Origin of the sequence: Priestia sp. YIM B13490 (genome assembly GCF_042787735.1) — a bacterium.
In the GTDB taxonomy this organism is placed as follows: domain Bacteria; phylum Bacillota; class Bacilli; order Bacillales; family Bacillaceae_H; genus Priestia; species Priestia megaterium.
The window spans coordinates 172,667-184,145 of the sequence record NZ_JBHZOT010000002.1; the positions used below are offsets into that span (position 1 = coordinate 172,667).

General features: G+C 37.2%; 15 protein-coding genes. 6 read left to right on the top strand and 9 right to left on the bottom strand.

Annotation, left to right across the window (positions count from 1 at the left end):
* Nucleotides 1-84: 84 nt before the first annotated feature.
* Both ACFX4R_RS06310 and ACFX4R_RS06315 read right to left on the bottom strand, forming a co-directional pair.
* Nucleotides 85-1,275 carry an FtsW/RodA/SpoVE family cell cycle protein gene (locus ACFX4R_RS06310; protein WP_162213860.1) on the bottom strand — a complete coding sequence of 397 codons (1,191 nt, stop codon included), beginning with the start codon at nucleotides 1,273-1,275 and terminating at the stop codon, nucleotides 85-87.
* A 143-nt stretch (nucleotides 1,276-1,418) separates the two neighbouring features.
* Nucleotides 1,419-1,685, bottom strand: a complete 267-nt coding sequence (locus tag ACFX4R_RS06315; RefSeq protein ID WP_370506486.1) for an Fpa/YlaN family protein — start codon at nucleotides 1,683-1,685, stop codon at nucleotides 1,419-1,421.
* A 281-nt stretch (nucleotides 1,686-1,966) separates the two neighbouring features.
* On the opposite strand from ACFX4R_RS06315, the gene ACFX4R_RS06320 reads away from it, so the two are divergent.
* The gene (locus ACFX4R_RS06320; protein ID WP_013082306.1) at nucleotides 1,967-2,467 is read left to right on the top strand and encodes a hypothetical protein; all 501 of its coding nucleotides are present in this window, start codon (nucleotides 1,967-1,969) and stop codon (nucleotides 2,465-2,467) included.
* A gap of 37 nt (nucleotides 2,468-2,504) precedes the next feature.
* On the opposite strand, the gene ACFX4R_RS06325 is transcribed toward ACFX4R_RS06320, so the two are convergent.
* Nucleotides 2,505-3,833 (bottom strand): PhoH family protein, encoded by a 1,329-nt coding sequence (locus ACFX4R_RS06325; protein WP_013056072.1) that lies wholly within the window; start codon nucleotides 3,831-3,833, stop codon nucleotides 2,505-2,507.
* A gap of 216 nt (nucleotides 3,834-4,049) precedes the next feature.
* Here ACFX4R_RS06325 and ACFX4R_RS06330 point away from each other — a divergent pair, with 216 nt between their 5' ends.
* The gene (locus ACFX4R_RS06330; RefSeq protein ID WP_013056071.1) at nucleotides 4,050-4,649 is read left to right on the top strand and encodes a YhcN/YlaJ family sporulation lipoprotein; all 600 of its coding nucleotides are present in this window, start codon (nucleotides 4,050-4,052) and stop codon (nucleotides 4,647-4,649) included.
* A gap of 26 nt (nucleotides 4,650-4,675) precedes the next feature.
* Here the strand turns inward: ACFX4R_RS06330 and ACFX4R_RS06335 are convergent, their stop codons facing one another.
* Complete coding sequence (locus ACFX4R_RS06335; protein WP_013082304.1) at nucleotides 4,676-5,131, bottom strand: pyridoxamine 5'-phosphate oxidase family protein; 456 nt, start codon at nucleotides 5,129-5,131, stop codon at nucleotides 4,676-4,678.
* 185 nt (nucleotides 5,132-5,316) lie between these two features.
* On the opposite strand from ACFX4R_RS06335, the gene ACFX4R_RS06340 reads away from it, so the two are divergent.
* Nucleotides 5,317-5,517, top strand: coding sequence for a YlaI family protein (locus ACFX4R_RS06340; protein ID WP_013056069.1), 201 nt, complete (start codon nucleotides 5,317-5,319; stop codon nucleotides 5,515-5,517).
* A gap of 1 nt (nucleotide 5,518) precedes the next feature.
* Nucleotides 5,519-5,953 (top strand): hypothetical protein, encoded by a 435-nt coding sequence (locus tag ACFX4R_RS06345; RefSeq protein ID WP_165575391.1) that lies wholly within the window; start codon nucleotides 5,519-5,521, stop codon nucleotides 5,951-5,953.
* A 26-nt stretch (nucleotides 5,954-5,979) separates the two neighbouring features.
* On the opposite strand, the gene ACFX4R_RS06350 is transcribed toward ACFX4R_RS06345, so the two are convergent.
* Together ACFX4R_RS06350 and typA are read right to left on the bottom strand one after the other, a co-directional pair.
* Nucleotides 5,980-6,297 carry a YlaH-like family protein gene (locus ACFX4R_RS06350; protein WP_043979535.1) on the bottom strand — a complete coding sequence of 106 codons (318 nt, stop codon included), beginning with the start codon at nucleotides 6,295-6,297 and terminating at the stop codon, nucleotides 5,980-5,982.
* 160 nt (nucleotides 6,298-6,457) lie between these two features.
* Nucleotides 6,458-8,296: a translational GTPase TypA gene (typA, locus tag ACFX4R_RS06355; protein ID WP_028407947.1), complete on the bottom strand. Its 1,839-nt coding sequence runs from the start codon at nucleotides 8,294-8,296 to the stop codon at nucleotides 6,458-6,460.
* A 113-nt stretch (nucleotides 8,297-8,409) separates the two neighbouring features.
* Here typA and ACFX4R_RS06360 point away from each other — a divergent pair, with 113 nt between their 5' ends.
* Nucleotides 8,410-8,595: a YlaF family protein gene (locus ACFX4R_RS06360; RefSeq protein WP_016763441.1), complete on the top strand. Its 186-nt coding sequence runs from the start codon at nucleotides 8,410-8,412 to the stop codon at nucleotides 8,593-8,595.
* A gap of 108 nt (nucleotides 8,596-8,703) precedes the next feature.
* On the opposite strand, the gene ACFX4R_RS06365 is transcribed toward ACFX4R_RS06360, so the two are convergent.
* Complete coding sequence (locus ACFX4R_RS06365; RefSeq protein WP_016763440.1) at nucleotides 8,704-9,510, bottom strand: inositol monophosphatase family protein; 807 nt, start codon at nucleotides 9,508-9,510, stop codon at nucleotides 8,704-8,706.
* A 195-nt stretch (nucleotides 9,511-9,705) separates the two neighbouring features.
* Nucleotides 9,706-9,891, bottom strand: coding sequence for a hypothetical protein (locus tag ACFX4R_RS06370; protein WP_013056063.1), 186 nt, complete (start codon nucleotides 9,889-9,891; stop codon nucleotides 9,706-9,708).
* Nucleotides 9,892-10,158: 267 nt separating this feature from the next.
* Between ACFX4R_RS06370 and ACFX4R_RS06375 the strand changes: the two genes are divergently transcribed.
* On the top strand, nucleotides 10,159-10,794 hold the full coding sequence (locus ACFX4R_RS06375) for a YktB family protein (RefSeq protein ID WP_057241789.1): 636 nt from the start codon (nucleotides 10,159-10,161) through the stop codon (nucleotides 10,792-10,794).
* Between the two features lie 49 nt (nucleotides 10,795-10,843).
* Here ACFX4R_RS06375 and ACFX4R_RS06380 read toward each other — a convergent pair whose 3' ends face one another.
* On the bottom strand, nucleotides 10,844-11,113 hold the full coding sequence (locus ACFX4R_RS06380) for a UPF0223 family protein (RefSeq protein WP_013056061.1): 270 nt from the start codon (nucleotides 11,111-11,113) through the stop codon (nucleotides 10,844-10,846).
* Nucleotides 11,114-11,479: the final 366 nt, after the last annotated feature.

Here is an 11,479-nt window from a genome sequence, read left to right on the forward strand (position 1 = left end):
TGGATAAAAGAAAAGCAAAAATCAATGGAAACTGATAAAATTCCAATAAATTTTTGCTTTTTTTACACAATTTTTTTACGAAAATCAATCGCTTGTTGTCGATGTATTGTTCGGATGTAGCACAATACTTTCCGTATTTTTCTGTTTTTTATTTTGATAATTTACGAAAAAAGAAATATTTACAATAATTCCCATAGATACCATCAGCGTTAGCAGGGAAGACCCTCCATAACTGATAAACGGAAGCGTGACGCCGGTAATCGGAATGAGTCCCGTAAGTCCTCCAAGGTTAATGCCTGTTTGAATACCTATCATACTGGCTACTCCAATACAAATCATGCTAGCAAACGGATCCTGAGATTTTTTAGCCAGCATTAAAATCCTGAAAATTAAGAAGCCTAAAAGGCCCAGCACGAGCATAACTCCAAAGAACCCTAATTCTTCTGCAATAATAGCCATAATGAAATCGGTATGGGGCTCCGGAAGATAACCATACTTTTGTACACTCTCTCCTAAACCAAGGCCTTTTAAGCCTCCTGTACCTATTGCTAAATATGAATTAACCAGCTGATAACCGGTTCCTTGAGCATTGGTAAACGGATCTGATGCACCGGTAAAACGGCCAATTCGATTGGCAGTAAACTGACCTGTAAAAAAACCAATCGTAATAATTACCGTAAGCAAAATGATACCTAGTGCTAGCATGCGGAAAAAGGTTTTTTTAGAGATTCCCGAACATAGCATAATGGTAACAGCAATAGCAAAAATAATTGATCCCGTTCCAAGGTCAGGCTGAATAGCTACAAAGCCTAATATTAGAAATACAAGACCCATAGGTCCAAAAAAAGCTTTTTTGATGTTGTCAATATACTCTTGCCTTTTAGACAAAACATACGATAAGTATAAAATGACAACGAGCTTGGCATACTCAGCCGGCTGCATGTTTGCCCCGCCAAGCTGCAGCCAACTTTGCGCATTGTTACTCGTATGTCCCATTACAAACACAAGCAAAAGCAGTACAAAAATGCCTAGAATCGCATAAGGCAGTATTTTAGGATACAGCTTGTAAGGTGTTAGCATTGTTAAAATGAACAATACAAGCGTAAAAGCAAGCCACATTTTTTGTCTGTTGTAAAAGAAATCGCTTGACGTATGATATCTTGTAATACTTACAATCATACTTGAACTGTAAACCATAACTAGTCCAACCGCACAAAGAAGCAGCACTGGAATTACAATTGAATAGTCAAAATGCCTAAATATTTTTTTTACCATAACCCTCTTCCTTTAAAAATGACGTGTTTCTGTTTCGTTTCATTTTTTATGTACAAATTTGAGTAAATTAGGAAATTCCAACCACCTGTAATAAAAAACTCAAACTACGTTTGTATATAGTTTGAGTTTCGATCGCGTGATTTTTATTTTTTTGTAAACGCTTCATGCAGTGCAGAAAGTTCACGCTCGAGGCGGTCTAGCAATGTTTTTCCAACACGTTCATCAATTAAACCAAGACGAACTGCAAAATCAATTTCTCTTGATAAACCAAACATTTGTGTATCTAAAACCTCTTCATAAAGAGGACATTGTGGCATTGTTAAGTTATCCATTTGAACTTGAATTAATTGCAAAATCTTATCTGCATCAGCTTTTAACAACGCATACGCTTTTTCACGATGATCTATCATTGTCTCAGGCGTCAAACTCAATCCCTCCGTTCGCGAGCGATTACCTAATCTATCTCTCAATTTTAAAGGCTATGCTCCAAAAAAGCAAGGATAAACATGTCCGTGAGGCTGGCCGTCTTTTTTATACTGTTACTTTCTCAAAACCGTTACCATAGATGTAGGAAATTTCGCACTTTCGTTGACCTTTACATTATATCATACGAGAATCACTCTCAACTAAATTTTTTCATCAAAGTGACAAATAAGTAGAAAGCGCTTATACTTTTAGCAAGGGGGCATTTATGATGAATTCAATTATTATGTTAAAAGGAAAAGTAAAATATACGCTGACACTCGACCCAAGCGTGTGGATTTTCGATGACCGCAAGCTCGATATGGAGGTTTTCTTTGAACATCCACCGGAGCAAAAAGACGAAACAGAAGCGTACACAAAGGCTGTTTCGAAGCATTGGGACCGTGAAATTCAAGAGGGAGCCGTCTTTCCTCCTACTTTAAAAACCGAAAAGAAATTCAAAAAACAGGAGCTAGTAAATGGAACATTCGGCATTTTATTTGCACCTTTTCTAGCTAACGCTTCACCTACTGAAGAAGCTACCAACGTTTCATTTAAAACAAAAGACGCACTGATTTCTTTTTCATTAGAAGAAGCACAAAAACTAATCTTTGGTTTCAGCCAAGATGGAAAGCCTCTTAGAGAAGATGGGCCTATCTATGTCTATTTACCTGACGGATCCAACCGAAATAACCCTATTAAATATGTGGAAGAAATCATCGTTACATAACAAAAGAAGCGGGGTTCCAAAAGGAACCCCGCTTCTTTTAAAGAATATCAGCTGCTAATTGTGCTAGCCCGGAGCGCTCTCCTTTGATTAACCGGACGTGGCCCGATACTTTTTGCTCTTTAAACTTTTCAACTACGTACGTTAATCCGTTGTTATACTCATCTAAATAAGGATGATCAATTTGAGCCGGATCTCCCATAAGGACAATTTTACTCTTTTCCCCTACCCTTGTTAAAATTGTTTTAATTTCATGCTTCGTTAAATTTTGCGCTTCATCAATAATAATGAACTGCTCCGGAATGCTTCGGCCTCTTATATACGTCAAGGCTTCCACTTCTATTGAACTGAGCCCCGCTAGAATCGCATCCAGTTCTCCAGGTTTTTTAGTGTTGAATAAGTACTCTAGGTTATCATAAATTGGTTGCATCCATGGACGAAGCTTCTCCTGCTTTTCTCCTGGCAAGAATCCAATATCTTTCCCTAAAGGAACAATTGGACGAGCTACAAGTAGCTTTTTAAAACATCCTAGATCTTCCGTCTGCATAAGTCCTGAAGCTAAAGCAAGCAGCGTTTTACCCGTACCTGCCTTTCCAATTAACGTGACCAGTTGAACGTCGTCTCTAAGAAGAAGTTCTAAAGCCATAATTTGCTGAACATTTCGAGGTTTGATTCCCCAGATATGATCATATTCAAATAAAAGCTTTTTTACTTTCGTTGTTGTTTGATCGACAATGCCGATGGCTGATCCGGATCCCCCAAATGCATCTTTCATCACTAAGAATTGATTTGCAAAAAAGGAGTGGTTCGCAATTTGAGACGTTAGCAGCTCTCCTTTTTCGTAAAATTGACTCAGCAGTTCTTTTGCAATATAGACTTCCGAAAAGCCAGTATAAATACTATTGAATTCCACTACTCGATCACTTAAAAAATCTTCTGCTCTTAAGCCGATTGCGTCAGCCTTCACACGTACCAACACATCTTTACTCACTAGTATCACTTCACGTCCATCTTCTTTTGTTTCCTCTTCAAGAGATAGATTTTTAGCAACAGCTAAAATTCGATTATCATTTGTTTTTTCCACAAAGATTTCTTGAAGCTGTTGAAAAGAGCGATGATTGAGTTCAATTCGCAAATGGCCCCCATTTTCTAAAGGGATTTTCTCATATAACTTTCCATGTTGTCTCAAGTTATCAATGAGTTTGGATACCTGCCTTGCATTTCGTCCGACTTCATCCATATTTCTTTTTTTCGAATCAACTTCTTCTAGCACAACGGCCGGAATCACTACTTCGTTATCATCAAATGAAAAAATTGAATGCGGATCTTGTAATAAAACATTCGTATCTAATACATAAATTTTTCCCAATAATTCAGCCTCCTACTCCGATTGTTTTTCCTGTAAGGAGTGAAACAAGGCACCCATCCATTTATATACTATGTAACGCACATGTGTGAAGTGACCTTAAATGGACGGACCATTTTCTTTAAATATATGAACACGTGTATAAAGATAGAAGAACTATTAGAAACTAAATACAAATTACTACAAAAAATGAGTCATTCATAAGGAGGAGTCTCCCACATGAACAAATTTTTTCTATCCATTAGCTTATGTTTTATTACACTAACCGGCTGCAACAATAACCAAGCAGACGTTGAAGAAGGGCAAAAAACAGATCGAATTGTACAGGTCAAAAATTCATCTCCTGAACGCTCTCACAAGCGTACTGCTAATGAAATATCAGCTCATTTAGTTGAACTGGCTTCAAGCGTTCCGAATGTAAATGATGCTACTGCCATTGTGCTCGGTAAGTATGCAATCGTAGGCATTGACGTCGGCAAAGATATTGATCGTTCAGAAGTAAGTTCAATCAAATATACAGTTGCCGAAGGTCTGAAAGCTGATCCGTACGGTGCTAATTCTGTTGTTATTGCAGATCCTGATACGGTCGCTCGGCTAAAACAAATTGGAAATGAAATTCGCAAAGGTCGGCCGGTTACAGGATTTTTAGATGAATTAGCAGCCATTGTAAACCGAGTGATGCCCGAATTTGCAGAAGAAATTCGCCGAAATCCTAGCTCAACAGATACAAACAATCAAAAATTAAATAATAAACAAGAGCAAAATTTAAAGAATGAGCAGGAAAAACAATCTAATAATCACCTTCAAAAAAATGAATAAGAAAGTCGCTTAGCGGCAGGCTGCTGCTAAGCTTTTTTTATCGCTTCAATTACTTGCTTATCGAGTTTAGCAGCTGCTACTGGATCATAGGTCTTTTCATATGAAGGGTTTACTGAAATCTTAGAACCATAGAACATGACATCTCTTACTTCATTAATATCTAGTTCAATTAGCGTCAGCTTTAAAGCTACTCCTTCTAATTTTTCTTGCACTACCTCAGCTATTCCGCTAATTGAGTAACATGATTCATTAGCAAGAATATTTACCACTGCTTTATTCGTATGTTTAATGTTTTCTACAATCCTCGATTTGACATCTACGGCAAATCGAATTTTTTGTTTAGTCGGAGCTACTAACCACGAAATGGCACTAACATTTGGACCGTTTGTTTCAAAATCAATAGTTGAAATGGTTGCAAATCTCTCTGTCTGTAGCTCATCGTATAATGCATCTACTAGTTGAGTCTCGACTTCGTTGGCCATTTTCATCCCTCCTACTGTTTATGTACTTACTAGTTACTATCTTCGAGCTAACAAGCAAAATTACCTGCTTCTTTAGGAATGTTTTCCTATCGTTCCTTTTCTACTGAGAGATAGCACCGCAAAAAAACTTTATAAAACAAGAATTTTCGGCTAGAATGATGTATAGAGAAGTTGAGGTGATAGAAATGAGAGTACAATGTGTCATGTGCGATAAAATTGAAACAATTGAGGATGAAACGCTCGTGGCAAAACGACTGCGCAACCGTCCTATCCATACATATATGTGCAATGAATGTTCTGAACGGATTGAAAAACGAACAAAAGAACGCATAGCTACTGGAAACTTTAAACTATATGAGTCGAAAAAGACAGAGGAGGATTGGTAAGGTGCTCCGATTAGGAATAAGTATTGGCATGTTAAGCGGGATTATCCTTGGGTTATGTTTAAAATGGCTAGAATGGCTAACCGGCAAACAAGTTTATACCCTTTTATTAAATGTTGATTTTATTCCTATCATTGGCCCTATTCAATGGCCTGAATGGGTAGAGTTTGTTTTTCATTTATTCATTGCCGCTGCAATTGGGATCGTTTTTGTTTACATAGTAGGTAAATTAAATAATATGTCTATTCGAAAAATCGTATTGTGTTCCTTTTTATTAACACTTCCAACCATTTCTTTGTATTTTCCATTGACGCTGCTTGCGCTCAAGCCTACGCCTGCGGTGGATGATGCAGTAGCGATTTTTTATTGGACAGCTGGCCATTTAATTTTCGCAGCCGCTCTTGTCTTCGGCTATATCATACTAAAAAGACGCTTGTAGCTACAAGCGTCTTTTCATGTAGTCTTTTATGAACCCAACGTGGAGTTTTGCTTCTTAGCCTGATACAGCCGTATTTTATAAATAATTAATACAAGCGCTGCAACCACAAGCCCTTCAGCTACAGGTAAAAAAATGCCTAAAAACGTTAAGATCGTACATCCAAAAGCTAAAAATAGATAAATAACCATAGATTTTAAAAGCGGTAGCTTCTTTGCAAACCCGAGTTTGTACACGAGAACAGATAGCCCTAAAATGGTAAAGTATAACAGCCACATTCCTATTTTTGCATGTTCATCTACTTGATACAGAGCTGCAAAAAATGAAAGGTGTTCTTTTACATCCATATTTCTTCCCCCTATTCCTTACTTTACATTATTCGATATAAGCCACCTTTTTCCTTTCCAAATCCCTCTTTTATAAAACGCTTTCAAAAAATAGAAAATTCTGATATAATAGATAAAAAACAAGCCGCTAGCAGATAGAGCTAACGACTTACTTTTTTTATTATTTCGTGTCAGCGTATTTTTTCTTTTTCGCTGCTTTTTCACGTTCATTTTTATCAAGAACTTTTTTACGTAGACGAATAGATTCTGGTGTGATTTCACAATATTCATCTTCGTTTAAATATTCAAGTGATTGCTCTAGAGACATAATACGAGGTTTTTTCATACCTGTTGTTTGATCTTTATTCGCAGAACGCATATTCGTCATTTGCTTCATTTTACAGATGTTAACAACGATATCATTTTCACGAGTGTGTTCTCCTACGATCATACCTTCGTATACTTCTGTACCTGGCTCAACGAAAATTGTACCGCGGTCTTCTACGCCTTGGATTCCATAAGTAGATGATTTACCGCTTTCCATAGAAACAAGCACACCTTGACGGCGACCTCCAACTTGACCTTGCTGCATTGGTTGGTAGCTATCAAATGAATGGTTAATGATACCGAATCCACGAGTTAACGATAAGAACTCAGTTGTATAACCGATTAAACCACGTGCAGGAACCATAAAGATCAGACGAACTTGACCGCTGCCGTTGTTAATCATATCAACCATTTCACCTTTACGAGCACCCATTGATTCCATAATAGAACCCGTATGTTCTTCAGGTACGTCGATTTGCACACGTTCAACTGGCTCACAGCGAACGCCATCAATTTCACGAACGATTACTTCAGGTTTTGATACCTGAATCTCATATCCTTCACGACGCATATTTTCAATTAAAATAGATAAATGAAGTTCTCCACGTCCTGAAACAACCCATACATCCGGTGAATCAGTATTTTCCACGCGTAAACTTACATCCGTCTCAAGTTCAGACATTAAGCGCTCTTCAATTTTACGAGATGTAACAAATTTACCTTCACGACCAGCAAACGGTGAATTGTTTACTAAGAACGTCATTTGTAAAGTAGGTTCATCAATACGTAAAATTGGCAGTGCATCTTGGTGGTCAAACGGACATACGGTTTCACCTACGTTGATGTCTTCCATTCCTGATACAGCGATCAGGTCTCCTGCTTTTGCTTCTTCGATTTCAACACGCTTTAAGCCTAGGAAACCGAATAATTTTGTTACACGGAATTGTTTTACCGTACCGTCAAGCTTCATTAATGCAACTTGCTGGCCTACTTTCATTGTTCCGCGGAATACGCGACCTACACCGATACGACCAAGATAGTCATTGTAGTCAAGCATTGCCACTTGGAATTGAAGTGGTTCGTCGCTGTTGTCTACCGGTGCTGGAATGTGCTCGATGATTGAGTCAAATAGAGATGACATGTTCTCATCTTGCTTTTCAGGATTCGTGCTAGCCGTTCCGTTGATTGCTGAAGCATAAACAACAGGGAACTCAATTTGTTCCTCGCTTGCACCTAGTTCAATAAATAAGTCAATTACTTCATCCACTACTTCAGTTGGACGAGCAAAGTCACGGTCAATTTTGTTAACAACAACAATCGGCGTTAAGTTTTGCTCTAATGCTTTTTTCAATACAAAGCGAGTTTGAGGCATACATCCTTCATATGCGTCTACTACAAGTAGAACACCGTCTACCATTTTCATAATACGCTCAACTTCTCCACCGAAGTCAGCATGTCCCGGCGTATCCATAATGTTGATACGCGTATCTTTATAATTAATAGCTGTGTTTTTCGCTAAAATTGTAATTCCACGCTCACGCTCAAGGTCATTTGAATCCATCGCACGTTCTTCAACATGCTCATTAGTACGGAATGTTCCGGACTGATGTAATAATTTATCTACTAACGTTGTTTTCCCATGGTCTACATGGGCAATAATGGCAATATTACGTAAATCTTTACGAATGTTCACGCATTTCACTCCTATGCTTGTAATAACTAAGCTATTATATCACACTAACTCTAGAATTGCAGAATGATTTTGTTGTACACTATAAATATCCGTTATAAATGGGAGGAATCAACATGAGAAACATTAAGTGGGTATTTGTTTTATATGCATTTATCGCAACTGCGGCAATTATGTCAATCGGCATATTTATCGGAGAAGGAAGCGCTCTCGGGGTCATTTTAGCTATCGCAGCTTTAATTGTTGTAATGGGCCTTGGCTTTACGACTAAGAAAAAAATGCGAGAAAAAGGGCAGCTGTAATTTTTTTGCGATGATTGAAAGCGTCATGGCCATTTGCAACATCAAAATGGTTCATGACGTTTTTTCATCACAAAATTCTTTGACTACACGTAAGTCTTCACTTCTATTTTATTTATTCCACTTTCCTTCAAGGTACGTACGAAAGATTTCGTCATGTAATGTTGGTTTGCTTACAAATACACTGCTTTTTTCAAGAATTTCTAACGGCTTTCCTTCTAAATCCGTCATAACTCCTCCAACTTCTTCAATCAATACTTTACCGGCAGCAAAGTCCCATGGAGCCAAACGTAGAGTAATGTATCCATCCAAGCGTCCAGCCGCTACGTAAGCAAGCTCAATAGCTGCGGATCCATATGAACGGGTCCCTCTTACTTTACGCACAAGCGGACTTAATACGGAAGGATCAATACGGCGGTTCTCAGTTACCCATGTTGCATTTAGGCTAATAATAGCTTGTTCAACTGGTACAGGTTCAAGTTTCGGCAATTGGATGTCATTCATAAACGCGCCCTGTCCTTTTAAAGCATGATACAGCTCATTATGAATAACATCATAAATATAACCTGCTTGTCCTACACCATTTTCAAATATACCGATAGAAATAGCAAAATTCCGCTGCTGATGAACAAAGTTCATCGTCCCGTCGATTGGATCGATAATCCAAATCGTTCCTTCTTCTGATTCAAGCTCTTCTCCATATCCTTCTTCTCCGAGAATATGATGTTCCGGAAAGGTTTCATTGATTTTTGAGATAAAAAACTGTTCGATTTCTTTATCCATATTTGTTACTAAATCATTTGGATTCGATTTCGTTTGAATGAGAAGTTCTTTACTAAACGACTGTTGAATTTTTTGTCCAGCTTCTTTTAGCCACTCTTTAACGTATGTATCGATTTCTTTCCAGCGTTGCGTCATCTCAATTCCCCCTCAAAAATACGTCTCTTATTTAAGCTTAAAAAAACCTCTGCAAGATGTCAATTAACAGAGCACGTGGGAGAAGAACTGCCGCTTCTTCTCCCACGTGCTCTGTTACCACTTATGAATCTGCTCATTCAGTTTAATCCTTTTTTACAGTTTACCCTTATTTGTTCTATTTTATTCCCGTATCTGCTACTGAAGAGATATCATTTCTTCACGAAGTTTCTCGAGCTTTCGCTTACATTTTTGTTTTTGTTCCTCATTATTCTCCATCATGGCTTCATATAACGTCGCTAACTCGTAATCTAACTCCAAACGAATTACACCTAATCTTTTTTGTCCATCATTCTTCTTATACATATTCACCACTTGTTTCATGTTTCAAACACCCCTCTCAAATTATTGAACCCGCTTATAGAAAACTAAATTTTCAGATATTTTGATTGATATAGTCTATGTCGAAACCTAATCTCATGTAACTAAATTGTGTGATTACCTATAAAAAAATGATAGACACGTTTTGACAAGCATATGCGAATTAATTGGTGTTTATGCTTTTCATGTGGTAGAATCTTCGCGTAAATCATACTTACTTGCATAGATGCACAGCAGCTATACATATTCACTAAAAAACGGAGGTTTCACATGGCATTCTCAGGATTTTCACAAGATGACTTTAACGTATTCCGTATCGAGGGACTTGATGCACGTATGGAAGCCATCAAGACAACGATACGCCCAAAATTCGAACAATTGAGCAATCATTTTGCTCCTACTCTTTCTTCACTGTGTGGAGATGAAATGTTCGTACACATTGCCAAACATGCACGAAGAACAGTTAACCCGCCAGCAGATACGTGGGTAGCCTTTGCTAACAGTAAACGCGGGTATAAAAAGCTCCCTCATTTTCAAATTGGCCTTTGGGAAACACATGTCTTTGTGTGGTTCGCCGTCATTTACGAATCACCTATTAAAGAACAATTTGGAAAGCTGCTAAAACAAAACATTGAGGAGATTCGTCAAAATATCCCAGCCTCGTTTGTTTGGTCAAAAGATCATACAAAACCTGATAGTGACAAAATGGGCGACTTATCTTCTGAAGACTTAGAGAGTTTGTTTAAACGTCTAGAGACGGTTAAAAAAGCTGAGATCCTATGCGGTATTACAATTCCAAAAGAAGAAGCGATTGCAATGAACGGCGAAGAATGGATAGCTCGTATTGAACAAACATTTCATACGGTAACTCCATTATATGAACTAACTAAAAAAGCATATGCATAATTTTAACGAATTGATATAAAAAAAATGGAGCCAAGCTTGGCTCCATTTTTTACATTTTTATGATGTCTCCAGAAGAAGCAGCCTTTGCTTTTTGAATCGTTCGATAAGAAGAGTATTTGCTTTGATCTTCAAAATCGTTACAGATTGTTTTTTCTTCTGCTTTACTTGGCACAATTTCTTTAAATCGGCGATAGACTGCCATTAGGTGATCACGCTCAATACCTTTTTCATAAGCTCGTTCAATGCTTTCAAAAAACTTTACTACATCAATAATTTCTTCTGTACTCCAATCAAGGGAGATAGGGTATTGATATTCCACTTCTCATCACTCCATTTATTTCTTCAATCTATGTATATCTATATTCTTAACTCTATCACAATCTATAATGTACACAAAATTTATTCTCTTTTCACACAAAAGAATTTCTCCTTTTTTTTCTTTTTATTTTCTCTTTAAAATATCTTTGCAAATGGGTTAATAAGTGCTATAATTCTTTTGTTTTATGGGGATTTTCAAAACATAAAGAACTATAAAATCATTAGTAATAAGCAGTTTACAATTACTTGTATTTTTTTAACTAAAAATTGTATTTATATTATCAAACAGTAGTAAACATACACGTTTCATTCATTTATATAATGGTTAAAATCAAGAAAACTGCCGAATAGCATTTCTGTTGAATTT

Bases quoted from the DNA above. Each gene is read 5' to 3' on its own strand.
- ACFX4R_RS06310 (WP_162213860.1), bottom strand. From the start codon at position 1,275: ATGGTAAAAAAAATATTTAGGCATTTTGACTATTCAATTGTAATTCCA.
- ACFX4R_RS06315 (WP_370506486.1), bottom strand. From the start codon at position 1,685: ATGATAGATCATCGTGAAAAAGCGTATGCGTTGTTAAAAGCTGATGCA.
- ACFX4R_RS06320 (WP_013082306.1), top strand. From the start codon at position 1,967: ATGATGAATTCAATTATTATGTTAAAAGGAAAAGTAAAATATACGCTG.
- ACFX4R_RS06330 (WP_013056071.1), top strand. From the start codon at position 4,050: ATGAACAAATTTTTTCTATCCATTAGCTTATGTTTTATTACACTAACC.
- ACFX4R_RS06335 (WP_013082304.1), bottom strand. From the start codon at position 5,131: ATGGCCAACGAAGTCGAGACTCAACTAGTAGATGCATTATACGATGAG.
- ACFX4R_RS06340 (WP_013056069.1), top strand. From the start codon at position 5,317: ATGAGAGTACAATGTGTCATGTGCGATAAAATTGAAACAATTGAGGAT.
- ACFX4R_RS06350 (WP_043979535.1), bottom strand. From the start codon at position 6,297: ATGGATGTAAAAGAACACCTTTCATTTTTTGCAGCTCTGTATCAAGTA.
- ACFX4R_RS06360 (WP_016763441.1), top strand. From the start codon at position 8,410: ATGAGAAACATTAAGTGGGTATTTGTTTTATATGCATTTATCGCAACT.
- ACFX4R_RS06365 (WP_016763440.1), bottom strand. From the start codon at position 9,510: ATGACGCAACGCTGGAAAGAAATCGATACATACGTTAAAGAGTGGCTA.
- ACFX4R_RS06370 (WP_013056063.1), bottom strand. From the start codon at position 9,891: ATGAAACAAGTGGTGAATATGTATAAGAAGAATGATGGACAAAAAAGA.
- ACFX4R_RS06375 (WP_057241789.1), top strand. From the start codon at position 10,159: ATGGCATTCTCAGGATTTTCACAAGATGACTTTAACGTATTCCGTATC.